The sequence below is a fragment of the Lactiplantibacillus plantarum genome (assembly GCF_014131735.1).
Taxonomy (GTDB): domain Bacteria; phylum Bacillota; class Bacilli; order Lactobacillales; family Lactobacillaceae; genus Lactiplantibacillus; species Lactiplantibacillus plantarum.
Genome location: NZ_CP039121.1, coordinates 2,802,308 through 2,829,260 on the forward strand (window position 1 = coordinate 2,802,308; position 26,953 = coordinate 2,829,260).

Annotated in this window: 24 protein-coding genes; 4 read left to right on the forward strand and 20 right to left on the reverse strand. The window is 44.5% G+C overall.

The window, feature by feature from the left end; all coding sequences use genetic code 11:
- Positions 1 to 131 precede the first annotated feature (131 nt).
- The 5 genes from E5260_RS13205 to E5260_RS13225 all read right to left on the reverse strand — a co-directional run bounded on the left by E5260_RS13205 (position 132) and on the right by E5260_RS13225 (position 4,875).
- Positions 132 to 1,520 carry a UDP-N-acetylmuramoyl-tripeptide--D-alanyl-D-alanine ligase gene (locus tag E5260_RS13205; protein WP_033615816.1) on the reverse strand — a complete coding sequence of 463 codons (1,389 nt, stop codon included), beginning with the start codon at positions 1,518 to 1,520 and terminating at the stop codon, positions 132 to 134.
- A 221-nt stretch (positions 1,521 to 1,741) separates the two neighbouring features.
- A complete protein-coding gene (locus E5260_RS13210; protein WP_003642056.1) occupies positions 1,742 to 2,530 on the reverse strand; it encodes a hypothetical protein in 789 nt (262 codons plus the stop codon).
- Between the two features lie 60 nt (positions 2,531 to 2,590).
- Complete coding sequence (gene htpX, locus E5260_RS13215) at positions 2,591 to 3,490, reverse strand: zinc metalloprotease HtpX (protein WP_011101040.1); 900 nt, start codon at positions 3,488 to 3,490, stop codon at positions 2,591 to 2,593.
- Between the two features lie 11 nt (positions 3,491 to 3,501).
- Positions 3,502 to 4,062, reverse strand: a complete 561-nt coding sequence (locus E5260_RS13220) for a LemA family protein (protein WP_003642054.1) — start codon at positions 4,060 to 4,062, stop codon at positions 3,502 to 3,504.
- 108 nt (positions 4,063 to 4,170) lie between these two features.
- The gene (locus E5260_RS13225; protein ID WP_003642053.1) at positions 4,171 to 4,875 is read right to left on the reverse strand and encodes a class A sortase; all 705 of its coding nucleotides are present in this window, start codon (positions 4,873 to 4,875) and stop codon (positions 4,171 to 4,173) included.
- Positions 4,876 to 5,073: 198 nt separating this feature from the next.
- Between E5260_RS13225 and E5260_RS13230 the strand changes: the two genes are divergently transcribed.
- On the forward strand, positions 5,074 to 6,210 hold the full coding sequence (locus E5260_RS13230) for a baeRF6 domain-containing protein (RefSeq protein WP_003642052.1): 1,137 nt from the start codon (positions 5,074 to 5,076) through the stop codon (positions 6,208 to 6,210).
- Between the two features lie 132 nt (positions 6,211 to 6,342).
- On the opposite strand, the gene E5260_RS13235 is transcribed toward E5260_RS13230, so the two are convergent.
- The 12 genes from E5260_RS13235 to E5260_RS13290 form a co-directional block, all read right to left on the reverse strand.
- On the reverse strand, positions 6,343 to 6,588 hold the full coding sequence (locus E5260_RS13235) for a type B 50S ribosomal protein L31 (RefSeq protein WP_003637671.1): 246 nt from the start codon (positions 6,586 to 6,588) through the stop codon (positions 6,343 to 6,345).
- A gap of 126 nt (positions 6,589 to 6,714) precedes the next feature.
- Positions 6,715 to 8,007: a transcription termination factor Rho gene (gene rho, locus E5260_RS13240; RefSeq protein WP_003642051.1), complete on the reverse strand. Its 1,293-nt coding sequence runs from the start codon at positions 8,005 to 8,007 to the stop codon at positions 6,715 to 6,717.
- A 29-nt stretch (positions 8,008 to 8,036) separates the two neighbouring features.
- Complete coding sequence (locus E5260_RS13245) at positions 8,037 to 9,317, reverse strand: UDP-N-acetylglucosamine 1-carboxyvinyltransferase (RefSeq protein ID WP_003642050.1); 1,281 nt, start codon at positions 9,315 to 9,317, stop codon at positions 8,037 to 8,039.
- A 542-nt stretch (positions 9,318 to 9,859) separates the two neighbouring features.
- Complete coding sequence (locus tag E5260_RS13250) at positions 9,860 to 10,054, reverse strand: hypothetical protein (RefSeq protein WP_011101039.1); 195 nt, start codon at positions 10,052 to 10,054, stop codon at positions 9,860 to 9,862.
- Positions 10,055 to 10,632: 578 nt separating this feature from the next.
- Complete coding sequence (locus E5260_RS13255; RefSeq protein WP_003642048.1) at positions 10,633 to 11,361, reverse strand: helix-turn-helix transcriptional regulator; 729 nt, start codon at positions 11,359 to 11,361, stop codon at positions 10,633 to 10,635.
- A gap of 151 nt (positions 11,362 to 11,512) precedes the next feature.
- Entirely contained in the window at positions 11,513 to 12,412 is a 900-nt protein-coding gene (gene sdaAA, locus E5260_RS13260) for an L-serine ammonia-lyase, iron-sulfur-dependent, subunit alpha (protein ID WP_003646513.1), read from the reverse strand.
- 18 nt (positions 12,413 to 12,430) lie between these two features.
- On the reverse strand, positions 12,431 to 13,084 hold the full coding sequence (gene sdaAB, locus E5260_RS13265) for an L-serine ammonia-lyase, iron-sulfur-dependent subunit beta (protein ID WP_003646512.1): 654 nt from the start codon (positions 13,082 to 13,084) through the stop codon (positions 12,431 to 12,433).
- A 369-nt stretch (positions 13,085 to 13,453) separates the two neighbouring features.
- Positions 13,454 to 14,734: a serine transporter gene (locus E5260_RS13270; RefSeq protein ID WP_003642044.1), complete on the reverse strand. Its 1,281-nt coding sequence runs from the start codon at positions 14,732 to 14,734 to the stop codon at positions 13,454 to 13,456.
- A gap of 351 nt (positions 14,735 to 15,085) precedes the next feature.
- Entirely contained in the window at positions 15,086 to 16,357 is a 1,272-nt protein-coding gene (gene serS, locus E5260_RS13275; RefSeq protein ID WP_003646511.1) for a serine--tRNA ligase, read from the reverse strand.
- Positions 16,358 to 16,823: 466 nt separating this feature from the next.
- On the reverse strand, positions 16,824 to 18,437 hold the full coding sequence (locus E5260_RS13280; RefSeq protein ID WP_003642042.1) for a CTP synthase: 1,614 nt from the start codon (positions 18,435 to 18,437) through the stop codon (positions 16,824 to 16,826).
- A gap of 172 nt (positions 18,438 to 18,609) precedes the next feature.
- Positions 18,610 to 19,218 carry a DNA-directed RNA polymerase subunit delta gene (gene rpoE / locus E5260_RS13285; RefSeq protein WP_003642041.1) on the reverse strand — a complete coding sequence of 203 codons (609 nt, stop codon included), beginning with the start codon at positions 19,216 to 19,218 and terminating at the stop codon, positions 18,610 to 18,612.
- Positions 19,219 to 19,262: 44 nt separating this feature from the next.
- The gene (locus tag E5260_RS13290) at positions 19,263 to 19,703 is read right to left on the reverse strand and encodes a YwiB family protein (RefSeq protein WP_003642040.1); all 441 of its coding nucleotides are present in this window, start codon (positions 19,701 to 19,703) and stop codon (positions 19,263 to 19,265) included.
- A gap of 362 nt (positions 19,704 to 20,065) precedes the next feature.
- Here E5260_RS13290 and E5260_RS13295 point away from each other — a divergent pair, with 362 nt between their 5' ends.
- The 3 genes from E5260_RS13295 to yidA are packed head-to-tail and all read left to right on the forward strand — an operon-like array spanning position 20,066 to position 23,194.
- The gene (locus E5260_RS13295; RefSeq protein WP_024971479.1) at positions 20,066 to 20,998 is read left to right on the forward strand and encodes a lipoate--protein ligase family protein; all 933 of its coding nucleotides are present in this window, start codon (positions 20,066 to 20,068) and stop codon (positions 20,996 to 20,998) included.
- A gap of 14 nt (positions 20,999 to 21,012) precedes the next feature.
- Entirely contained in the window at positions 21,013 to 22,365 is a 1,353-nt protein-coding gene (locus E5260_RS13300; RefSeq protein ID WP_003642038.1) for an HD domain-containing protein, read from the forward strand.
- Positions 22,366 to 22,384: 19 nt separating this feature from the next.
- On the forward strand, positions 22,385 to 23,194 hold the full coding sequence (yidA, locus tag E5260_RS13305; RefSeq protein ID WP_003642037.1) for a sugar-phosphatase: 810 nt from the start codon (positions 22,385 to 22,387) through the stop codon (positions 23,192 to 23,194).
- Between the two features lie 168 nt (positions 23,195 to 23,362).
- Here the strand turns inward: yidA and E5260_RS13310 are convergent, their stop codons facing one another.
- From E5260_RS13310 to E5260_RS13320, 3 genes are all read right to left on the reverse strand, one after another.
- The gene (locus tag E5260_RS13310) at positions 23,363 to 24,349 is read right to left on the reverse strand and encodes a hypothetical protein (protein WP_024971609.1); all 987 of its coding nucleotides are present in this window, start codon (positions 24,347 to 24,349) and stop codon (positions 23,363 to 23,365) included.
- Positions 24,350 to 24,431: 82 nt separating this feature from the next.
- Positions 24,432 to 25,454, reverse strand: coding sequence for a YdcF family protein (locus tag E5260_RS13315; RefSeq protein ID WP_003642034.1), 1,023 nt, complete (start codon positions 25,452 to 25,454; stop codon positions 24,432 to 24,434).
- Between the two features lie 288 nt (positions 25,455 to 25,742).
- Positions 25,743 to 26,723, reverse strand: coding sequence for a ribose-phosphate diphosphokinase (locus E5260_RS13320; RefSeq protein WP_003643830.1), 981 nt, complete (start codon positions 26,721 to 26,723; stop codon positions 25,743 to 25,745).
- Positions 26,724 to 26,953 lie beyond the last annotated feature (230 nt).

The window sequence follows — 26,953 nt, forward strand, 5'->3', positions numbered from 1 at the left end:
ACACCGGTTATTCTAAATAAGCAAGCAAAGCCCCTAGCAATACCGGAAGGGAAATAACATTATCAGTCTAATGTTAGCGTCACCATTACCCAGTCATTGCGAGGGGCCTGCTTAATCGAATCACTTAAATTTTATTTTTCAGGAGCAGCTTCCAGCGCCGTCAGAACCTTTTCAAGGTGAATCCCGTGACTCCCCTTCAATAAGACCTGATCATCCGCACTAACCGTTGCCGTTAAGTCGGCAATCAATTGAGGCTGTTGATCCGTTTGATAATAGTGGACCGCACCGGCTGGGTACTTTTCTTGTAGCACTTCTGCCAACGCTCGCATATGTTCACCATTCAAATAGACGCTGGCAATCGTGGCTGGATCCAATTCACTGGCTAAACTCATGTGTAGTGCATCCGACTGTTCACCTAACTCAAGCATATCACCGAGTACAGCGATTCGCTGACCCTTAGTAGGTACCGCCGCAAAAGCGGCTAGGACCCGTCGAGCTGCCGTTGGATTAGAGTTATAAACATCACTTAAGATGGCTTCTCCACGGTAACCAGTTAACCATTCCGTCCGGTTCTCCGTCGGCACAAAACTGGCGATTGCTTGTTGCGCAGCGGCTGGTCGAATGTGAAAAGTATCAGCTACCAAGAGTGCCGCCAATGCATTATTGACATTGTACGCACCCATCATCGGAATTGTGTACGTGTTGTCCGGCCACAGACTCGTCTTAAATTGCGTTTGAGCCCGACTAGTCGTGATATCACTGCCTGCTAAGGTGTTCGTATCATCCAACCCAAACGTCCGTTGATGCTGACTGACTTCCTTAGCACGTTCTTGTAGCAGTGGTTCATCACCATTAAAAATGAACGTGCCATCTTCTTTTAAGCCGTGGACAATTTCCATTTTGGCATCAGCAATTCGATCCCGTGTACCAAAGAACTCAATGTGGGCTTCCCCAATCATGGTAATCACCGCAACGTCTGGTTGAACGAGACGGCTCAAGAAATCCAACTCGCCAAAATGGTCCATCCCCATTTCAACGACGACCACTTCTGTATTCGGTTCCATACTGAGTAACGTCACTGGCACACCAATCTGATTGTTAAAGTTGGCGTGCGTCTTTGTCACGTTAAACTGAGTGCTCAAAACACTCGCAATCATATCCTTCGTCGTTGTTTTACCATTACTACCCGTAACAGCCACGACTTTCGGATTAATTTTTTGTAAATAGTATTGCCCCAGCTGCTGTAGTGCCGTCAATGTATCAGCAACCATAATGACAGGTAAGTCTTCTGGAACGTCGTCGGCATGGTCGCTGGCCCATAAGGTAGCAACGGCCCCGTGCTCGATTGCACTTTGAATATATTGATGACCATCATTAGCGCCCATCAGCGGAATAAATAGATCCCCTGCTTGGAGCTTTCGGCTATCAAACGCCACACCCGTTACATTAACATCGGGCCACGCCTGTTCGGCATTGACCGCTTGAACGGCCTTAGCAATTTCGGCAACTTGCATCTTCATATCGATTAAACTCTCCATTCATGGCGACCACTTGTCGGTCAGCCAAGTTCTGACTAAGGTTCCACTTTCTCGAATCGTAGCCCAATTCAAGCTACGCGCATAAAAATTATACCACTTTGACCCCAGGGACTCTATGGCTAGACCAATTTAGCCCCTAAATCCCGCCCCAAACGACTTAAAAACGCCCGCTGAATGATCAGCCAAGCGTTAAGATGATAATACTATAAATGTTCTTCGAACGCAGCCTGGTCCTGCACTTGCAAGTCCCACACGCCTGAATTCAAGTTAAAAGTAAGGGTCGCGACATGGTGGGTTCGCCGATTCTCTCCACCACGAGCGGGATCAAAAACTTCGATTTCATTGCCTGTCGTCTCCGTGTGCACCGGCACCAATAATTGGCGTTGCCGAACCATTGACTGATCAAAGTAAATGAACAAACCATCTGGCATCAATTGAACGAGTTGCTTGAGAATCGCTTCAGGTACTCGTGGAACACTCAGTGAACGCATAAACATACGCCGGCCACGGTAAGCTGCCAAAGTGTGCCGCACAATGGCAGCACTTAAAATATGGCTAAATGCGGAAATATAATAGAAGTACACTTTGATACCACCATTGCGTTGTTCCAAGAAAACGTAGTGGTTGCGCAGTTTGTAATTAAACGGTGATCGAATTGGACGATCCATATGTCCGAGATACAATAGCTCGGCAATCTCAGTCGCGGTTAGAAAATCCAAATCGCCAACTTCATCATAATCAAGCCACTTAACGGGTAACGCGTGACTCTGTAACAAATATCGCCGAATTTCATTTTCATCATTAATGACGTTCAGACCCGTGTGAGCATTTACCGCATGCTCGTTATCATCAACACCGACTAACGAGACCAAGTTAGCTGGCAAGCGTTTGATACCATGCACAAAGTCGCTCTGGTCGATCCCGTAAGCAAAGACAAGGTTATCCAGTTTTTCCAAATTGGCGTAAATATATTTGCGTTGCAACCGTCTCACTCTTTCAACTTTCTATTTGTTTTCATTATAATCCGTTATTAACCTAAACGCATTTTTTTATTACATGTTTTTTAAACGAGTGATGCGATCAGCCATCGGTGGGTGGGTATCGAATAAGTGCGTCCATGATTTCTTCGCCTTAAACGGATCAGAAATATAGAGGGCCGCGCTACTAGGATCCGCCGCTTGCATGGGTTGGCTGTCATCGATTTTTTCAAGGGCACTGATTAAGCCCAACGGATTACGAGTCAGTTCCACACTGCCGGCATCCGCTAAGTATTCGCGATTACGAGATAGCGCCATCTGCACTAAACTAGCTGCTAGCGGCGCTAAAATAATGACAACAATCGCTAGGATCATTAGTAAGACCTGGGCACCGTTGCCGTCACGATCATTATCCCGACTGCGCCGGCCACCGCCCCACCAAAAGGCGTTCATACCCCAATTGACTAACAAACTGATGGCCGCTGTCAGAGCCAAGGCAATGGTCTGTAACCGAATATCATAGTTACGCACATGACTCATCTCGTGACCAATGACGCCTTCCATCTCTTCACGCGTTAATCGTGCCTGAATACCAGTTGTCACTGCAACTGCCGCATGCTCAGGGTCATTTCCTGTCGCAAACGCATTGGGGCTCTCATCATCAATAATAAAGACACGTGGCATCGGTACTTTAGCAACCAACGCCATGTCTTCCACAATGTGCCAGAGCTCTGGATCATCGTCAGCTTGATGCAGCTCACGTCCATGATTCATGCTCATGACAATGTCAGTCGACTGACTAATCATTAATACCATATAAAATACCGCTGCAATCAAGGCTACTAGTAACCCTGCAATCGCACTATTAAAAAACACGTAGCCAACTGCTAAACCAATCACTGCAAGTAATATGACAAAAGCGGCCATCACGTATAACGTGTGCCGCTTGTTGCGGGCAATTTGCTCAAATAACATGGGCATAACCTCTAATCTTCAAATGAAACCGTGGGTGCTGCTTTTTCTGCTTCAGGAACAGTTAAGAATTCAACGTTCTTGAAGTGATGAATGCCAGCAATAATATTTGACGGGAATTGTTGTAACTTCATGTTATAGCTGGCAGCGCTAGAGTTGAACAGTTGCCGTGAATAAGCAATCTTGTTTTCTGTATTGGTCAACTCTTCCATCAGCTTACCGAATTCTTGATTCGCCTTCAAATCAGGGTAGCTTTCAGCTAACGCAAAAATGCTCTTCAACGAATTTGTCAATTGATCAGAAACTGCCATAGCCTGTTGGTGATCACCGCTCGGCACTTGCGTTAATTGATTCCGTAATGAAATCACTTCCGCTAAGGTACTCTTTTCATGTTTCGCGTAACCTTTGACCGTATTGACCAGATTAGGAATCAAATCAGTCCGCCGTTTTAGCTGAACATCGATTTGGCTCCACGCTTCCTGCGTATACATCCGTGACTTAACTAAACCGTTATAAATTACCACGTAAATTGCGATCAAAACCAATACGACCGCAACGATAATTAAAGCTATCATCAATAGACCCCCTCTAAATTATGTCTTATCTGAGACATGTGACCTTAAGTTATATTGTACCGTGAAATTCCGTTAGAAGATATCGATACCCCTAGAATGTAATAATTGTTAATATTTGTTATTAAAATGACTTGTAAAGGCCTTCTGAACCTGAGTTGGCGCCGACTTAAACGACCATTGCTGTTCGTACTTACCGCGAATCATTAAGCGACCCGCCCCGGTCTTATCACAGGTAATTAGGGTAATCAGCTTCTGACCAGGAACATCATCAATTACTTGGACATCAGTTGCTTTAATGAATGTTCGCTGACTCGTCTTATACGCATAAATCTTTTTGGCATCACTCACATAAATCATTTGGCCAACCTTGCTCTTATAGTACAACGGACTGAATAGTGCGCCATGCTTGATCATATGGTGACCAGCCAACGCGTAGTTACCCTGCCCCATCTTCTGATTAGCTTTCATCGTGCCAGCCGCCAATGCTAACGTTTCATTGCTGACACCATTACCAATTGGCAGGTACAAATCAACGGACGGAATCGCAATCGAGCCAATCACGTTGATTGCATTCTTATTCATGCGGGCCTTGGCAACGGTCTGAAAGTCAAGTGACTTGACCTTTGAGAAGTTAAAATCGCTCTTCTTCTTCGTATTCTGCTTAACCGTCTTAGCCGTAACGGTCGGCGAGTATGAACTCACTAACCAGCTCTTGATCTGTTCATTGAAAATTAATGCCAATGATACTAGCACCAGCAGGACAAAAACGCCCCGACCTAACCACTTTAACCCGGGATGTTGCTTGGACTTCATTAATCCCGCCTCCTAATTTGTTTACGCCCTTTATCAAAGGTTCTACGGTAAATATACCTTAATTAGTTCGCATAATAAAGCCCCGAATTCGTTTAGTTCGTTAGAATTATCTATAGCTTATCATAATCATTATATTTGCGTCCGTAATCAGATTCTTGTTATGCTAATTGTATCAAAAACAGAAAGCAGGTTGGACCTATGGAAACGATGGTAAAAAACGATCTCAATCAACTAATGCAACAACGTGAGGATGGCCCATACATTGCAATTTACCTCAACACGGCCGTTGTGCTCAACGACCTCAATCGCCGCCGCTTACAATTCAAACAATTAGTTAATGAAGCTGAAACCCAGATGGCCCACCACTTTCCGAAAACCGAATTTGCGCCATACGCGACGCAACTAGAGCAATTAATTAATGACAACGCCTTCTGGTTACAGCACACTGGCCCTCAGACAGGCATCATCACTAACAGTCGTGACCTACACATTTTCGACTTACAATATCCCACTGACAACCATGTCAGCGTCAATAGCATGCCAGCTATTCGCCCAGTACTAGCCGACCGCCAGCATCAATTCGACTTCGACTTGCTAGCACTCAATGAAGATAGCATGGCGCTCTACGCCCAACGTGATGGCAGTTTCGTCGAACTTGATTTGCCAGCTGAGGCCCCCCGCACCCTGACAGAAGCATTGGGCACTGAAAAACGTGGCGGTGACCTGAATTTCAACGCCAGCCCCGTTCACGGTGCCAACTATCATGGTCATAATGCGAAGGCCGAAGAACGCGATATTGACCAACGAAATTATTACCAACAAGTGGCGCAGTACGTTCAGGCCCATTCACAAAAGACGCGACGGCCATTGATCTTAATGGGACTACCACATAACCAGGCAGTCTTCCGTGCCGTCAACAAGAATCCGTACCTGTCACAACACCTCATGATCAATAAGTCACCGAAAAACTTAACGGTGGGCGCAATGCAAACAGCCACAGAACCCGTTCAGACGATGTGGCATACCCAATTAGCCGACATTTTACTAGAACGTTATGATCAGGCTAAGTCCCGCCAGTTAGCATTGGCCGATCCTTTTGACATGATCAAGCCAGCACTAAGTGGGCGGATCGACACCTTGATTGTCGCCGCAGACGCGAATGTCGCCGGCTCCTTACCAGCGGCCGATGTTCAATTAACTGATCCAATTGCTGCTCCTGATAATTTAATTGACGACCTGGTCGATGTCGTGATTGCCATGAACGGGCAAATCCGAATCATCCCCGCAGACCGGATGCCCGTAGAAACCGCTGCTCTCGCGATTATGCGCTACTAATCATATCGTAAGTGAGACAAAGCCGCACCAGTTCATTACTCGAACTGGTGCGGCTTTGTTTGTGAGCGTCGATGATTTGCACATACAAAAAAGACGCCCCCGCCGAAGCCGGAACGCCGTTTAATTGTCTGCTTATTTGAGACCGTATTTCTTGTTGAAACGATCGACCGCACCATCGGCCTTGGTAAACTTTTGCTTACCAGTGTAGAATGGATGTGAATCTGACGTAATTTCAACACGGATCAATGGGTAAGTATTACCATCTTCCCATTCAACAGTTTCTGCTGAAGTTGCTGTTGAACCAGAGATGAACTTAAAACCAGTAGTTGAGTCTTGGAACACAACTAAATGGTAATCTGGATGAATTCCTTTTTGCATTGTATTTCGCTCCTTTGCCCTGAATCATTTGCTGAAACAGAGATTATCATAGTTTTAACCAACGATAAACATGTTATCACGAATCACAGCTTCCCGTCAACCTACAAAGTAGCCTGCCTGCCAGTATTAACGACGCGACCGCCGGGTTGATTGACCAGTGAACTTTAAGCTAGCTAGATCACGAACAAACTCAGTGTTGGTCTTCGTGTGTTTTAAAAATTGTAAAAGCTGTTCGGTGTACTCTAACGCGTTGCCAGTCATTGATCGCCGAATCTGCCAGACTGGCTCCAAATTCTTACGACTAACCAACAATTCCTCTTTACGCGTACTAGATTGCTTCAAGTCTAGCGCCGGGAAGACCCGCCGTTCAGCTAACTCGCGGGATAGCTGTAATTCTGAGTTGCCAGTTCCTTTGAATTCTTCATAAATCATGTCGTCCATCCGGCTACCCGTATCGACTAACGCGGTGCCTAAAATCGTTAGGCTACCACCTTCCTCGATATTGCGCGCGGAACCGAAGAATCGCTTGGGCTTGTAAAACGCCGTGGGATCGACCCCACCAGACAACGTCCGCCCGCTAGACGGGATGACCAAATTATATGCCCGCGTAAGCCGGGTAATCGAATCCAATAAGATAATCACATCCTGTTTGTCTTCAACTAGGCGCCGCGCACGTTCAAGCACCAATTCCGCAACACGCACGTGATTTTGTGGTTGTTGATCAAAAGTCGAACTCACCACTTCTCCCTTGATTGACCGCTCTAAATCAGTCACTTCTTCGGGCCGTTCATCAATCAGTAACATAATCAGCTTAGCGTCTGGATAATTGGCGACGATGCCATTTGCAATATTCTTTAACAGCGTCGTCTTACCGGCTTTAGGAGGTGCGACAATTAAGCCCCGTTGACCGAAGCCAATCGGGACAAAAGTATCAATCAAACGGGTCGCTAAAACGGCGGCCGTTGTCGATAACTTAATTTGTTTTTGTGGATAAAGTGGTGTTAACGCTGGAAAATGGGGCCGTTGCTTGGCCTCATTAGGATCCTTACCGTTAACCGTCCCTACCCGCATTAAACCGTAATACCGTTCGTTAGGTCGCGGTGGCCGGGCTTGACCAGCCACATAGTCTCCGTTACGAAGACCAAAGCGATGAATCTGCGACTGAGAAATATAAATATCTTCCTGCGAAGGCCCATAATTAATTGGCCGCAAAAAGCCATAGCCCTCTTGGCTAATAATTTCCAAGACGCCTTCCATTTGTACAAAGCCCCGCTTTTTATCCTGCTCACGGAGAACGGCTAATGAGAGTTCCTTTTTATTCATTTGCGAATAATAAGAAATTTTATACTCACGAGCATAGTTATAAATTTCTTTTAACGTTTTCTGCTCGAGATCGTGCATTGTTAAAATTTTTTCCATAACCACTGTTCTTTCTTAGCTGTACATCGTTAGTTTTCGGGAACTTCTTCGTCGGCTGCAATTTCCACATCCGCACCAAGTGTATGCAATTTATCGATGACCCGATCATAGCCACGTAGAATATTGTCAGCGCGACTAATTTCCGTAACGCCACTAGCCGCGAGACCAGCAATCATTAGTGCCGCCCCAGACCGAATCTCACCGGCCTCGACATGTGCACCTTGTAAGTGGGAAGAATGACCCACGACAATCAAGTTATCTTGAACGCGAATGTCCGCCCCCATCTTACGTAACTGTTCAACGTGTTGCGTGCGTTGCGGATAAATCGTATCAATCACCACGCTACTACCGTTAGCACGCAATAATAATGGGGTGATTGGTTGTTGCAAATCAGTGGCAAAGCCTGGGTAAGTCATTGTTTTAACCCGAATTGGGTCCAAATCATTGGACCGTGGGACGTAAATACTATCTTCATTAATCTGTAAATCGACACCCATTTCGACTAGTTTTGCCGTGAATGACTCCATATGTTCAGGGATCACATTCTTTAGCAAAATACCGTCCCCAATCGAAGCAGCCAGGGATAGATACGTTCCCGTCTCAATCCGATCAGGAATAATCGTATGGGTTGCCCGCGAATGCAGTGCCGGAACGCCTTCGATTCGAATTACGTCGGTACCAGCACCCCGAATTTTAGCGCCCATATTATTCAAAAAAGTCGCTAAATCAATGATTTCAGGCTCTTTAGCCGCATTTTCAATCGTGGTCGTACCATGAGCTTTGACGGCAGCCAAAATAATGTTGATCGTCGCCCCAACGGAAACCACGTCTAAAAAGATGCGCGCTCCGTGAAGGCCCTCTGTGCCCGTTGAGATAAAGACAGAGTCATTCTCTTCAACGACGTTAGCGCCGAGCGCCTTAAAACCCTTGATATGCTGATCAATTGGTCGTGGACCAATATTATCACCACCAGGGAAAGTCACCGTTGCACGGTTAAAGCGACCGAGTAAGGCCCCCATAAAGTAGTAAGAAGCCCGCAAGCTTTTAATGGCATGACTTGGTAATTCAGATTCTTCAATATTTGTTGGATCAATTGTTAGAACATCGTTTTCAAAAGTGGAATGGACGTTCATCGACTCTAAGATGAGCCGTAAGTTGTGAACGTCTAAGATGTGCGGAACCGTATCGAATTGGACCGGAGTGTCTGCAAGAATCGCAGCAGGAATCAGTGCGACGGTACTATTTTTTGCGCCACCGATCGTTAATTCCCCAGAAAGTCGTTTTCCGCCATGGATTATCATTTTTTTCATAACATAACTTTCCTCGCTAAATAAGTGTCACACTGTATCATACAATCATTAACCATAATAAAGAATGTCCGTCAAAAATACAACCAATATCAGGAAACTGTAATCTTTTTACGCAATAAAATCATTAACTCGACTAATTCAAACGCTTTCATGAACGATTTTGTAAGATAATTAAGCTAAATCTGCGTAATTTAAGGTGCCACCAAGACGTGCGATGCTGTACAATTCATTCTGACATCAACAGTTAACATTGTCACGTAATTAACGCCACGATTGTCCACCGATTTTACTACTGTCATACTATGTACTCCATACGATGATTGGGAGCGACGTGATACCGAATAATAATTCAACTAAGCGACCTATTTTAATCCTACTCAAGTCCTAAATGATTATTAACACACCGCCCGCTAGAAAAATAGAAGAGTGCTAATGCGCGTGATAAATTTCACTGGCATTAGCACTCTCTGGACTGAATTGAACCTGATGGACTATCAGCATTCATGACTAATCACTTCCTTATTTAATTTAGTAACATTCCGTTACCCGTTAATCGCAAGTAGCTGTTCCATATGTTGGGGGTTCATATTAAGTTCACGCAACTGCAATAACGTCTGCTTTAAGTTTTCATACTCAGCTTCTGTGTATAGACGGCTCTCAAAACCAATTTGATAAGCTTCGGCAATAGTAACCAAATCGCGTCGTAACCGACGTCGAATTTCGTTTGGTGTCAACATTGGCATCACCTCCATTTATTATTCACCATAATACCATATAATATAATGATCAACGGTCTATGATACGATTTGATAATCTTTGATAATTGATAATAATAGCAATTACCCCCTGCTACATCAGCCTTTTAGCTTGATGTCAGCTAATGAGAATTGCATGAGTTTTATCATGATGATAATCAGTTGATAACTAAATTAATAAAATCATTAATACCCCCGTTTTGATAAGACATAGAAAATCCCCGCTGTCATCCTCAATAATATCATTCTAAACAAATTATCATAAAAATCGGCTGCGTTCCAACCCGAATCCCATAAAAACACACGCTACCCTGGCACTAACATCCACAATAATTGCGACCGGCCATCACTGAACAACGGGATATTTGATTGCTCAGTTTAAAACTTAAAATGCGGCAGCCCTTACACAAACTTGTTGTGTTGGCTGCCGCATTTTTACGGTGGTGACCATGATTCTTACCTGTCCGGGAACTCAGAGTAGCTTCCTCACAGTTTCGCCACTATGGCTGAACTAAATTTTGACAGGGTTTCATGACGTTAATCGCTTACAATTACATCGTTTAATCCTGCTGGAGATCCTCATCTTTGACGGTCTGCAAATAACGATAAACACTCGGATCAGAGACTTTGAGCACTTTGGCGGCTTCACTAACTGAATCCTTCAATAGGAAGTAACCTTGGTGGTATAAGCTACGAACGATTTCTAATTTTTCATTTTGCTTTAAATATTCAACAGAGACGCCATACTTAGCACAGACAGCCTGGGTCACTTCCCGAGCTAAATCAGTGATAGAAGTGGTTAGATGTTCCGGAGCGACCGGCGTGTCATGGGTCTTCTCGTTAGCTGGTGTTCCTTTGAGTTGATGAATCGTTGGTGAGTTCAAATGTTTGTAACTCGCCATTACCTTCAACACTTGTTCCTGCAGATCGTCTAGGGCACTATCATCCGTATTAATACAAATCATCCCGACGATTTCACCATCTAATCGCAAAAAATAAGTTGATGATCGTAGTGAGTGCTTCCCTTGCGAAACACCCTTGTAGTTGGCTAGATAATCACGCTTTTCAGTTTTACCGGCCTTCATCGTTCGCAACGCTAAGTCAGTTGCAGGATCGCCAACTTGTCGATGTGATATGTGGGAATTACGAATTGCCACAACGGAGTGGTTTAAATCCAACAAGTCGTTCAGGACAACTTCACTACTGGGGCCTAAGATATCTGCTAAAAAATCAACAAACGGAATAAACTCGCGCACGTATTCTTGCTCAGCTGTTAATGGTTTTTGCATAACGGCACTCACCTCACTATTTTTTTACAACGTTATGACTTAATATTATTTTATCACACTGATAAAATGTTAATACATGTAACGATATAAACATCTAATTAAAAAAGATGATACCGCCTTTAGTCAGCTCATCATCTTTCTGCGACATTTTTTATGCATGAACTTGTGAATTAGTCGATCGTCCAAAAATCTTTTCCTTCATCCGAATACCGGTTGGCGTCGCCGCTAAGCCACCCAGTCCAGTTTCCCGAAGTGCCTTTGGCAAGCCCTTACCGACTTTATCCATCGCTGCAATGACTTCATCCGCTGGAATCTTGTTCGTGCAGCCAGCCAAAGCCATGTCAGCCGCAATCAACGCATTACCGACCCCAATCGCATTCCGTTTAACACACGGTAGTTCAACTAACCCAGCAACGGGATCACACACTAATCCCATCAAGTTACTGATTGCCATCGCCAAAGCCTCAGCACTTTGTTCAGGCGTCCCACCAGCAACTTCAACCGCGGCCGCAGCGCCCATCGCAGAAGCGCTACCAACTTCAGCTTGGCAACCGCCAGTCGCACCAGCAATCCCAGCATTATTAGCTATGACCATCCCAAAAGCGCCAGCGGTAAATAGAAATTGGATCATCTGGTCACGGTTGAGGTTCATTCGGTCCTTCAGCGTGAAAATCACACCAGGTAGTGTCCCCGTCGATCCAGCCGTTGGTGTCGCACAAACGACTCCCATCGAAGCATTAACTTCATTGGTTGAGATTGCGTTCTGAACAGCTTGCATCATCGTATCGCCGGATAAAGTGTGCCCTTTTTGACGATACTTTTTCAAGAGAACAGCTTCACCACCAGTTAAACCAGTTGTTGAATAGACCCCGTCGCCTGCAGCCCCTTTATTAACAGCTGCTTCCATGACGTCTAGATTCCGGCCCATCGTGTGCCAGATTTCTTCACGACTCGTTTGCGATGTTTCCATCTCTTGTTCAATCATTAATTCGTAGATCGGCTTCTTGGTCTCCTTGGCCGCTGTTACCAGTTCTGCTACGCTCATGTACATCATAACTGACCTCCCTGATTATAAGTAAACTAAATTTGCGTGTCCCTGCGCTAATTTTTTGATTTCATCCTGTTTGAGGCGGCGATCCAAATCATATTCATATAAATTGCCCCGAGCCGTCTTGTACTGCTGCTGGTCGTTTACTTTAGTCAGATCAGCCAACTGTTTGGTTACGTGCTGATGGTCATTCTCACCACCTTGAACTAACAAGATAGGAAGTGGCCCTTTGGGTTTAACATCAAAACCATCCATCTTGATTTCACGAATTTCGATGGTTCCACCCCCGATTGAACATCCAGCGACCGTCACTTGCTTATCATCATTTTTTAAGTCAATGATGGCAGTGTTCGGGTGGTTGATTGGGCTATCACCAGGCTCTTCGATAAAGGTAATATTTATCCCCTGATCTCGGGCCAAACCAATGGCATATGGAACCCGGCTATCATCAGGATCAAAACCAAGAATGCCACTGATAATCGCATAGTCCGTTCCGTGGCCCTTGTGGGTTTGCGCAAATGATTCATAGTAATGAATGACAATATCTGTCGGTTTCTCCTGAAAAATGCTATTCGCTGCTCGACCAATCGCACACGCCCCCGCAGTATGGGAACTGGAAGGTCCAATCATAATCGGGCCAATAATATCAAAAACACTCTTGTAATTCACCGTCATTTTAGTCATCCTCCTATTTGAATCATCACGTTAAATTAAGCTTTGGTACGGGCAACTAGCGCTTCTTTGCGCATTCATCGTCAGTACATCGTTTCGAAACTTTATGAATCTTGAAGTTACGGCACAAGCAAGCACCACAGTTGTACTGATCAGAAAACATAAAGCCGTTGCATCAAAGCTTTCATTTCTGAATTAATTCCGCCGTTGTGATTAATCCAGCCTCCAGTATGGTCATTCGATTCGCGACCCTCACGAACCCCAACACCGTCATGCGAATCTCGTCAATAACACTAGCAACGAGATTTATGACAAAAATTGGCTTCAATAATATTAACCAATGTGAATTCATCTCGTATTTTAGTCAGATTACTAAATAAACAATTTGATGATATTGAACAGGATACCACTAACTGCGATTAATCCAATTACCACAACAAAGACATTGCTGTGTTTGCCGGCATATTGCTGTAACTTAGGACTTTTATGAATGGCATACATTGGCATCAAGAACAAGATAAACGCAATGATTGGTCCAATGATGGTTTCAATCATTCCCATAATGGAAGGATTGACCCAGGCAACTATCCAGGCACTTAGTAGCAGAACAAGATCAACAATTGTCGAAACAGTTCGACTTGAAAGCGTCTTGTTAGATTTTTCTTCCATCTTACGAATAATCCCACGTAAGCCTTCACTCGTTCCTAGATAATGTCCTAAAAAGGACTTAGCAATTGCAATAAAGGCAATTACGGGAGAAACATATTTAATAATTGGATTATTGAAAGCAGTCGCAACGTAATCAAGGATTGAAACATTTTCATTTTTAGCTTCAAGGATTTGATCTGGAGTCAACGCCAATGTACAACTAATAACAAAGAACATTGCGACAATGACCATCAACGTTTCGGCCGACAATAGAATTGTCGAAATCTTTTTATCGACTTTGTCCTTACCTTCTCCACTATATTCTTTACGTTCGGCAACGGAAAATGAAGAGATAATCGGAGAATGGTTAAACGAAAAGATCATAACAGGAATAAGTAACCACAAGTTTCCTAAAGTGCCAACCAAATGTCCCCCAGATACGGAACTGGAAAATGTTGAGAGGATTGCGCCGTTCCAATGTGGAATAAGATAAAAGGAAAACAGAACGATTACAATAATAAATGGAAAGGCCAGGCCACTCATAACTTTGGTAATCAAAGAGGTACCAAAGCGAGCAATTCCAATGAGGATCCCAACAAGCACTAGCGACAACAGCCAACGAGGTGGTGTTTGCATGTGCATTTGGTCGGTAATAAATTTCGATACAGTATTCGTAATAGAAACAGAATAAACTAATAAGATTGGATAAATGGAGAAGAAATAAATAATGGTAAAAAGCAATCCAATCTTAAAGCCAAAATGTTGTTCAACAACATCAGTAATGTCATCACCATCATTTTTAGCCGACAAGACAAACCTACTCAGGCCCCTGTGAGCAAAAAATGTGGTTGGCAAAGCCAAAATAAGTATCATGATGATACCAAGAATACCTGCCGTGCCAACTCCAATCGGTAAGAATAGCACGCCGGCCCCAATCGCGGTTCCGAACAAACTCAGCATCCAAAAAGTATCATTTTTTCTCCAACCCTTAAATATATTTGTCATTTTTAAATCTCCTTTTTATAACGTTGTTCTGGTCACACCAGAGAATGTGCTAACATAACCTGCATGAATAACCCTCCCATTAGATTTAACGTCTCGACTCGTTGTAAAACGCCACTTTGTGATAAACATCACTTTAGTGCCGTGAAAACCTTTTCTTCATGATAAAATATTATCATGGTGACAATTACCGTTCATGTGATTTCGATTATAAAAATTAAGCATTTTTAACGCCAAATTAAAAAGGACTGAGATTACCATAACAGCCCTAGCCTGTATCCATCTCAATCCTAGTGATATTAAGTTTAACATTCAAATGAATTATTTGAATAATAATTTATTCTCATAATAATTTTATTTTATCTCTGTCATACCATGCATGTAAGGTTGGAGCACCTTAGGAATCTTAACCGTGCCATCGGCTTGTTGATAATTTTCCAAAATCGCAGCTACCGTCCGGCCAACAGCAAGTCCAGAACCATTCAACGTGTGGACGTAATCGACCGTCCCATCAGCTTTCCGGTAACGAATCATCGCCCGCCGTGCTTGGAAGTCCAAGCAGTTAGAGCATGAACTGATTTCCCGATAAACGCCTTGTTCTGGCATCCATACTTCCACATCATAGGTCTTGGCTGATGAGAAACCAGTATCCCCCGTTGAAAGCTTAATAACATGGTATGCAAGCCCTAATTCGCGCAACACTTCTTCGGCATTATCCGTTAATTTTTCGAGCTCATCGTATGAATTCTCAGGTTTACAGTACTTGACCATCTCGACTTTGTGAAATTGGTGCATACGAATCAAGCCCCGGGTATCACGCCCCGCACTCCCAGCTTCGGAGCGATAACAAGGCGTCATCGCCGTGAAGTACGTTGGCAATTGATCTTCAGATAAGATTTCATTCGCATAGTAATTGGTCAGCGGTACTTCAGCCGTCGGGATCAACGTCATTCCTGAAGATTCAACCGTGTAGACGTCTTCTTTGAACTTCGGAAATTGCCCAGTTCCATACATTGTCTGAGCGTTCACCAAGTATGGCGGAATAATTTCATGGTACCCTTGCTTTTGTGTGTGCAGATCTAGCATAAAGCTGTAAACCGCCCGTTCTAAGAGTGCACCCGCATCCTTATAATAAACAAAGCGCGCGCCCGCGACTTTTGCTGCCCGGTCAAAATCCAAGATTCCTAAGCTTTCGCCCAATTCCCAGTGCGCCTTAGGTTTAAAATCAAACGTTGGAATATCGCCGTGCTTACGCATCTCAACATTGCTATCTTCGTCAGGACCGACTGGTACATCATCGGCAGGTAAATTCGGGAAGCGAATCGCTAAGTAATGAAGCCGATCGTTTACTTCCGTTTGGGCCGCTTCCGTACTCTTAATATCACCATTCAGCTGTTTGACTTGTTGAATGAGGGCTTGGCCCGCTTCCGATTGCGGATCACTTTGCCCAATTTGTTCCGTCAACTGGTTTTTCTGTTTCTTCAATCCTTCAACCTTGGTAATTGCATCCCGGTTTTGTTGGTCTAACTGTAAGTATTCATCAACCTCAGCCGGATCAACCTTCCGAGTCTGGAGCTTAGTCTTAACAAGTTCTGGGTTATTACGAACAAACTTTGGATTTAACATACGAAAAGCCTCCTTAAAATTAAAACGCCCCATAGTCTTCACCTAAAAGACTATGGGACGTTTTTTATCAACGTGGTACCACCCAATTTACTGCTCTACGAGTATATCGTCTCACCGCGACCTCTTAAAAATGAAGTCAAACGCTAAATGGCGGATTCATCAGTCCAATCAACCAACTTTCAGCAACCGTTGGCTTTCTAAATAATCAGATTAACTACTAACCCATTATGTTTGCGCTTTCAATTTACACTTATAATCTAGACCTCCCGCCATTTATTGTCAATAGTTTTTTATTATCATTTTATTTTTCTATTATCAAGAGAACCATTTATTGTTACCATGTATTTTCGCAACACCAGTTGTCACTGTGAATATCGGTGACCTAATCAAGCCCGTGGCCGCCCAACAAAAAAAGCACACCAACAATTCGCTGGCGTGCTTTATTCTTAATTCTACCGTACTAAATTTATGCCTTCACTTTACCAGTCTGGTTAGCGGCATCGATGAATGCCTTGAATAACCCTTCTGGACGGTTAGGCCGTGATAAGAATTCTGGATGATATTGTGAGGCCACGAAGAAGCGCTTCTTTGGTAATTCAATCACTTCGACGAGCCGGTTGTCAGGCGAAGTTCCGGAGAAGACCATGCCCTTAGCAGCCATTGCTTCACGATACTTATTATTGAATTCATAACGGTGGCGATGACGTTCCATCACAACTTCTTCATTGTGGTAGGCTTTAGCCGCCACAGTTCCCGGCTTCAGCTTGCAAGGGTAAGCGCCTAAACGTTGCGTTCCACCCATGTCTTCAACGTCTTCTTGGTCGGCCATCAAATCAATAATATTGTCCGGCGTCTTCGGATCGATTTCAGCAGAGTTAGCATCCTTCAATCCAAGTACGTTACGTGCAAATTCGACACTGGCCATTTGCATTCCCAAGCAGATGCCTAAGAATGGCACGTCGTTTTCACGGGCATACTTGATAGCCGTAATCTTACCTTCAATTCCCCGATCACCAAAGCCACCAGGAACTAAGATTCCGTCAGCATCGCCGAGTAGTTCTTCGACATTTTCTGGCGTAACATCTTCAGCAGAAATCTTCTTCAAATCAATGTCGGCATCATCCGTATAGCCAGCATGCTTCAATGCTTCCGTCACTGAGATATAAGCATCCTGTAAAGCGACGTATTTCCCGACTAGCGCAATCTTGATGGTCCGTGATAAGTTCTGGACATGATGTTCTAAGTCAATCCATTCACTCATGTCGGCCTTAGGTGCCTGTACATCAAAATGGTCAAGGACGATTTGGTCCATGTTTTGTTTCTGAACATTCAACGGAATTGAATAAATCGTCTTAACGTCTAAGGATTCAATGACTGCTTCTGGTTCCACGTCACAGAAGGACGCAATCTTATTCCGCATTTCCCGCGTAATTGGTTGTTCAGTCCGGACAACTAACATGTTCGGCTGAATCCCATAACTCCGCAATTCCTTAACAGAATGTTGCGTTGGCTTCGTCTTCATTTCACCAGCTGCCCGTAAATATGGGATCAACGTGGTATGGATGTAGAAGACATTGTCGGAACCTAAATCGCTCTTCATTTGCCGTAGCGCTTCAATAAATGGCAAGGATTCGATATCACCGACCGTTCCACCGATTTCAGTAATCACGATATCGGAATCCGTCGTCGTACCCGCACGCATGATTTTTTCCTTGATAGCGTTCGTGATATGCGGAATCACTTGCACCGTGGCGCCTAAATAATCGCCCCGCCGTTCCTTTTGCAGAACTTCTGAATAAATCTTACCGGTGGTAACATTTGAATATTTATTAAGGTTAATGTCGATAAACCGTTCATAATGTCCAAGGTCTAAGTCAGTTTCGGTCCCATCATCGGTCACGAAGACTTCACCGTGTTGATAAGGACTCATCGTACCAGGATCAACGTTGATATAGGGATCAAACTTTTGAATCGTGACCTTTAAGCCCCGGTTCTTCAATAAACGCCCTAGCGAAGCAGCGACGATACCTTTACCAATGGATGACACAACGCCACCAGTTACAAAAATATATTTGGTCATGTGATAACTCCTTAAAGATTTATTTCGTGGGGTGGTATAAATAAAGAAAGCTCCCTATTTCAGCAGAAATAGGGAGCTAATACGATCGTTTGTCTCAGGTATTTCTACCAGAGAGCCCAAATAAGATAATACAAGGAGATTCCCTTTTCGTCAAGGAAAAATCTTGAAAAGCTTATTTCGATTCGTCGTCTTCGTCATCGTAGTCGTCATCATCATCGTCATCATTTAACTCTGATAACTGACCCTCGATACCGTCTGGCAACGTTTCATCAGCAACATCGTCGTCTGTGTCATCAACACCCGCAAGTTCATCGTACTTGCTGCTTGCTGAATCATCAGTATCGTCGTCCTGATCATCATCGTCATCGTAGTTATCGTCATCTTCGGGATCATCGTCATCGTAATCGATCACGTCGTCATCATCCCCGGCATCGGCCAAGAAGGCGTTAACCTTCTTACGCTTCTTGCGCTTTGGCCGATCCTCATCTTCGTCATCGTCCGTATGAATAACGGCTTCGTCAATGGATTCAAATGGGTACCATGCACGCAGGCCCCACATATTGTCACCGAGCGAAATGAAACTACCATCGATATTAAGATCGGTATAAAATTGTGATAAACGCTCCCGAATTTCTTCGTCGCTTTTACCTAAATATGATTGCACAGCGTTGGTCAAGTCGGCAAAAGCCATCACATCACCATGTTGTGATAAGATCGCGTGAGCAACCTCGATTAAAGATAATTCGGACTTTTTTTGTCCATCAAATTGTTTTAGTTCCAAACTGGTGCACGTCCTTTCCACAGTTTATAGTACATAATACCAAATTAGGCCGTGAATTGCAATCGCAACTTGTAGTTACCAAGTAGCTGCTCACCCGCGTATAAATCGTAATCAACGTTCACCTCACCTGAAAATGGCCGTTCACGTAGCCGTACTCGTAACATCGGCGTCACCGTTTCAACAGGTAGCATCCCCATAGGCGTTTGATAATGAGCACGCACCCGTTTACCATTGGAAAAGTGCAACCGAAGTCGGTTCTCCGCACTCCGCGTCAACACGACGTCCCCATTAGCTGCCAGCTTAATCGTCACTGGAATCGGTTCTGGCGCATCATCGTTAACTTCCTTATACCGTAAATAAAACGCGTCACCCATCTGAACCAATTGACCATCGACATCCAGTGCATAGTTCGCCGTATCGTCATCTTGCCGTGCCTGCGTCTCTAAATGAATCGCCACTGGCACACCAGTTGTTAAATCATCCATATTTGGACCTCCTAATATTTCAAAATCACACGCTGAACGCCCGTCTACGATCACCGTGTTACCACACTCGCTATATCCTTTTCAGCGTTCACGACCGCGCGACTCCCATCACGCCCATCGTAAAACTTCCTGTTTAATTATAAGCCATTCATGCCAAAATAACTAAAAATAGGACTAAAAGCGGTCAGCTTAGATCTGCTGGGAAAAGTTCGAACCCGCGTAAACTTTTTGAGTCGGCTGTGTTCCAACAATTGTCCCTCAGCCCCGGAGGTCAAAATAGGCCGCACGTTGCTGACGAACAAAAAGCCAACTAACTTGCACGTTTCATTATCCTATGATGGTATGCTACAGATTAAGTTGATTTGTCTAAGCCAATGCAACGGTACCATTTTTCTAGTATAATTAGTGATGATACGGACAACGGTGGCGGTTTCATCATGAGACATCCCTCGTGCCCGATAACAACGGATAACGGGGTGGCTTTCTTGACGGAATCGACAATTGCAACTTTGAGTCAAAAATACGAACCGGCAGCGATGCTGGATAGTTTTGCGTACACGAACGCCCTGCTGTGGTTAACGGCGGCTCGTCAGCAACCAATCGTTCATTTCTGGCAGTTACAGCCAACCGTCATTCTCGGCCTATTAGACCAACGCTTGCCACGGCTAACTGCTGGCTTAGCACATCTACACGCTGCCGGTTATCAGGTCATGCTCCGTAATTCAGGTGGGCTAGCCGTAGTTGCTGACCCTGGTGTACTAAACGTCTCCTTATTTCTTCCAGCAACTCGTGAACGCTATTCAATTACAGCGGCATATCAATTGATGGTCGACTACGTTCAGGCAGTTTGGCCACAATTAAATATCACGACTGGTGAGATTACACGCTCCTATTGTCCTGGTGATTATGATTTGAGTATTGCCGGTCGTAAAATTGCTGGAATGTCGCAACGGCGCACTGCCGAAGCGCTGGTCATCATGCTGTATGTCAGCGTTGATGGCGATCAGATGGCCCGTAGTCAACTCATTCAGCGTTTTTACCAAGTCAGCTTAGCCGGTCACCATGACGCGCGGTTTCCAGATGTTGATCCACAAGTCATGACGACCGTTGCTGACGCTTTGGCAGCGCCGACTGACACTACCGCTACACAAGCTCGTTTTATAGCCATCCTAGCTCAACATGGGACGGTCGACACAACAAGTTTGCCGTTAGTCACCGAAGAACCTGAATTTCAAGCACACTTAAATCAAGCCTATCAACAAATGCAACGCCGACAACAACGCTTGCATCACTGAAAGAAGGAATTAATTTGGTCTATCGCCAGCAACTATTACCCATGGAGAAAGTCTTTCGTGACCCGGTCCATGATTACATTTATATCCAACATCAAGTCATTCTCGATTTGATCAACACCTCGGAATTTCAACGACTGCGCCGTATTAAGCAACTCGGTACGACCTCGCTGACCTTCCACGGTGCAGAACACTCCCGCTTTGGACATTGCCTCGGTGTTTATGAGATTACACGCCGTATTTGCGATAACTTCGAACGTAACTACCCGACCCAGGCCCCTGGTGACGGTGGTTGGGATGATCACGAGCGATTGGTCGCACTATGCGCCGCCCTGTTACACGATATCGGTCACGGGCCATACTCACACACATTCGAGCACATCTTTCACACCGACCATGAAGCCCTAACTGTTCAGATTTTGACATCACCTGAAACCGAGGTCAATCAGGTCTTACAGCAAGTCTCACCTGACTTCCCGGCCCAAGTTGCGGCCGTCATTCAAAAAACGTACCCGAATCCCCAAGTCGTCCAGATGATTTCTAGTCAAATCGATGCCGATCGGATGGACTACCTACTGCGAGATTCGTACTTCACGGGTACGAATTACGGCAATTTTGATTTGACCCGTATTTTGCGCGTTATGAAGCCGTATCAAGGCGGCATTACATTTGCAATGGAAGGCATGCACGCGGTCGAAGATTACATTGTCAGTCGCTTCCAGATGTACATGCAAGTCTATTTCCATCCAGTATCACGTTCCATGGAAGTCATCCTAGATCGCCTACTGGAACGGGCTAACGATCTTTATCAAAGCCACGCGGTCGACGCTGAAGCCACACCAGTGATGTTATTGCCGTTTTTCAATAATAACTTTACGTTACACGATTATTTACGGTTAGACGATGGCGTCTTAAACACTTATTTTAGCCATTGGCGTGATAGCCGTGATCAAATTCTCGCTGACCTAGCAACCCGTTTCTTAGACCGGCGTCCCTTAAAATCAGCACGAGTCGATGCAACGACTCAACCGCTAATTCCAACGTTACAAAAATTAATTGAACAAGCCGGCTTTGATACGCACTACTACACTGACATCAACGACAGTTACGATCTTCCTTACGACGCCTATGATCCTAAGATGAAGAAGCCGCGTACCCAGATTGAACTGCAACAAAAAGACGGTTCCTTACTAGAACTATCCACCGTCAGTGACCTAGTGCGAGCCATCACCGGGAAAGTCTCTGGCGATCAGCGGTTTTTCTTTCCAAAAGAAATGCTCAGCAAAAACGCCGAAAACGATTTATTTAAACCAATTTACCAAGAATTCCAGCAATATATTTTAAACGATCGTCTGGTCGTACCACACTAATTTTGGAGGAATTATTATTATGTCAGTCAAGCTTATCGCCATCGATATGGACGGCACCTTACTCAATGAGCACAGCGAACTAAATCCCGCAACCGTTCAAGCGATTAACGCCGCTAACGCGCAAGGAATCAAAGTCGTCATTTGTACGGGACGGCCATTAAGTGGCGTCACGCCCTTTTTAAAGCAACTTGGAATCGCTGGTGAAGATAATTACGTCATTACTTTTAATGGCTCAATGGTTCAGACAATTACCGGTAAGATCATCACAGGACTTACCCTGTCACATGACGATTACATCGACATTGAAACGCTCAGCCGAAGACTCAATATCCATTGTCACGTTGAAAGTGAAGACCATATCTACACCGCCAATCGAAATATCAGCCCTTATACGGTCGGCGAAAGTGCACTCGTCAATATGCCGATTCGGTTCCGGACACCGGAAGAAATGCGCCCAGACTTACCAATCGTCAAGTGCATGTTCATCGATCACGGCCCACTACTGGATGCAGCCATCAAGCAATTACCAGCGTCATTCTCCAAGCGCTTTACCATTGTTCGCTCAGAAGCGTATTTCCTAGAATTCATGAATCCCGCCGCTAGCAAGGGTAACGCCCTAGCCACGTTGACCGACCATCTGAACTTAACTGCTGATGAAGTCATGGCGATTGGTGATCAAGGTAACGATTTGAGTATGCTGCGTTACGCAACCAACAGTGTTGCGATGGGTAACGCCATTGATGAGGCCAAGCAAATTGCCCGTTATGAAACCAAGACTAACGTTGAAGACGGGGTCGCACACGCCATTAACACTTGGGCACTCGCCTAAGCTACTATTTTTCAAACTAATTCAAGCAACGCTAATGGCTCGTTTTTAACGTGCGTGAGCGTTGCTTTTTTATCACTGTTATGACCGCTACCCAGCGTTTTCTAAACAATCCAGTCAAGCAAAAAAGTGACGATCAGTCATTACCTGATCGTCACTTTTTAATGCTGGTTATTCGAAACTACCAGTTGCACTATTTTCCTTAGTAACACTACCACTATCCGGATAATAACGATAAGTATCCGTTACTGTCTTGGAAGCAGAAGAACTAGACTCATTCGTCGCATAGATTGCGGTAATCTGATAATAAGCACTGGTCTCCTTAGTAATATTAAATTCGGTATCCGAAGTAAACGTAACACCGGACGCATCCTGAAACTGTTTGATGATCGCCGAAGTTGTCAGCTCTGAAGAACTACTGCTGGCAGACGTGCTGCTATTCGACGAACTTGTCATCGTTGAACTATCGGCACTAGTACTACTCGTACTGCTTGAAGACGTCCTACTATCACTCGCACTAGCCGCAGAACTCGAACTGACAACCGTTGAGCTATCACTACCAGAACTAGTTGATTGCGACGCCTCATAATTCATAATGGCTTGTTTCATTGCCAAAGCTTTTTTCTGTAATTTTTTGATAACCGGATGTGTGGCTTGCACATCGTCCAACTTATCAATATTGGCCTTCGCAGTGGCCAAATCATGAATACTTAATTCATCACGGGCAGCGTTATAGTAACCATTGGCTAGCTTGACCGCCTGGTACTGCTTGACGAGCTTTTGCCGAGCAGCAATAAAACTGGCGTCAGTCGTGCCATCATAACTACTTAACGTGTCAAAATAACCCTTTGCTAGACTGAGCTGATTATTATCAAGTGCTTCTTCAGCTTCCTGATAATACTTTAACCCAAGGGCTAACTTTTTGATCGCTGGAGTTGATTCAGAAGCACCCGCTAAAGTCTTCTGGGCAGCGGCAATTTTTTGTTGCGAAATTTGCTGATCAGCTTTGGTTAAAACGGCCGTTGTACTGTTACCAGTTGCGGTCGTTGCCGAACTTGCGGTTACGCCTCCGGTATTTTTGGCACAGCCTGAAAGTGTAATCAATCCAATCAGGACGATTACAAACAGTGGCCAAGATGATCGATAGGCATGATCCACGGCAAACCCCTCCTTTTTATCATTCTCCATTATACCATTAATCGCAATGTCATTTTTTTCAAAGCTCTGAGTAGCGGCTTTGTTAAATTAACCTAACTAACGCTGCGACATAATAAGCCGCTAAACCAAGTACCACCACTAAGTTGGCCCAGCGATACATCACAATTAAGGCCAAGTATTCCCGAAACATAGCAAACGGTAAATAATACAGTGGCGTATGCGCCCCGATTCCCGTTAGGTTCAGGTGCAGTTGCCGAGCAAAAATATTAGCCCGTAAAACGTGATAGCCACTCGTGACAATCACGGCGCGATAAAACGGTTGTTGCCGCACAATTAATGCGTGCGAAAATTTTAGATTTTCAATTGTCGACGTTGACCGATTTTCTTCTTGAATGGCATCACGGGGGACCCCTTGATCCACTAAGTACTGCCGCATTGCGGTACTCTCCGCCATAACCTCATCCGGCCCCTGACCACCAGAAACAACGATCGTGATTGGTTGATGATAACGCGCCCGTTGCACCCGGTAGTACTTCGCTGCCGTCTGAAGCCGATATGCCAGTGTTCGCGTTGGCTGCCCATTTGGCATCAACCCTGCTCCTAAGACGATCATATAATCGATCTGTCGATGACGTCCTAGTCGGGTCATGACGCAAGCTAATAGATACGCGATAAAGCTGAACGCAAAATACGCCGTCAATAATAACGCTAGGCCTAATAACTGCCACAAGCGTCGCGAATGCCAAACTCCTAAGTTGATTACTGATAAGACCAGCATTATGACTAATACACCACCGACGATTGCTAGCAAGCTGTAATGAAACGCCCAGCCCTCCTTGCGAATCAATCGGTAACTATACCTGACAAAACTAATGCCCACAATCAAAATTACAATTGGCAACAACGTATAAGCCAAGATTTTTGCACCGACCAACATGAATTGCCAAGTAGGACTTGCCTGCGCACTGAATCGATGGTAAGCGCTTAACAAAATGCCAATGACTGCAATCAAAAAAAGATGTCCCGTTAACCAATGCCGCCGGTCCGTCAATTGCAAGGTCAACGCACTAGCAAGGGCCAAACTACCCCAATAAAACGGTGTCATCGCAACACCCCCTTAACTTATATTGTAATCATTTTAAGGATTCGTGCTAGTGTTTATGGATAAAAAAAGGACGCCGGTAGCCCGACGTTGGTCCGTTATCCGTTCCGCGCCATCACCTAATTAATGTTGAAGCACGCCAAAACGAAAGATTCGTTGATATACAGCGTCCAGTCCAACTTTGACTAGGTCACAATGCCCACCAAACAACACCTTTACTCTATCACTTTTAGAAATTACTGCAACTTAAAAAGCGTCAAATCAGCAATTGCCAATTTGACGCTTCGTCAATTAATTTTCTTCGTTATGGAAACGATTCTTAAATAATGGACTAACTGGTTTATTTTCATGGATAAACTTGATTGCTTGACCCATTAATTGACCAACTGAAACTTGTTCGATCTTATCGATTCGCTTAGCAGCTGGTAATTCAATTGAATCCGTCACAACTAATTTCTTAATTGGTGACTTTTCAATCCGTTCGATGGCAGGACCAGACAGAACTGGATGCGTACAACTGGCGTAAACTTCAGTTGCGCCCGCATCAACCAGTGCCTGTGCACCTAAAGTAATCGTCCCAGCCGTATCGATCATATCATCGATCATGATGGCCCGCTTACCCTTGACATCACCGATAATATTCATAACTTCGGCAACGTTGGCCCGTGGTCGACGCTTATCAATAATCGCGATTGGTGCCTTCAAGAATTCAGCTAATTTACGTGCCCGAGTCACACCACCATGGTCAGGTGAAACAACCACAGCATTTTCATCCAAGTGGTGGTTCAGGAAGTAGTCAGCTAACAGCGGCGCACCCATCAAGTGATCCAACGGAATATCGAAGAAGCCTTGAATTTGGGCAGCATGAAGATCGAGTGCCAAAATCCGTGTTGCACCGGCTGTTTCCAGCATATTTGCAACTAACTTAGCGGTAATTGGTTCGCGAGAACGTGCTTTCCGATCTTGACGCGCATATCCGTAATAAGGAATAACCACGTTAATGGTCTTAGCACTCGCGCGACGTAGGGCGTCAATCATGATCAATAGTTCCATCAAATTGTCATTAACGGGAGCGGAAGTTGATTGAATGATATAAACTTGGTCACCACGAATACTTTCCTCAATGTTAATGCGAATTTCGCCATCACTAAAGCGATCGACCGAAGTCTTACCCAACTTAACCCCAACGGCGTCCGCGATTTTTTCTGCCAATGGTTTATTTGAATTCAAAGCAAAGATTTTTAACTTTGGATCAAAATACTGTTCTGACATAATTTCCTCCATTCGAAAATTTATTACTTACTAAATAATAGGCATTTTGCTAGTGAAAATCAAGTCCCAACAACAAGGCAAAATTGCGTGAGACTGGGCTGGAAGCACGACTTTCGGCAATCTAAGCCCCTTCGTGATTAAAGATTAAAGTTTCGTGAGCCCCGATTACCGAACAATCTTAGTTAATGAGACCGCTATCAGTTGTAATTGGTACTGACACACGCATTGTA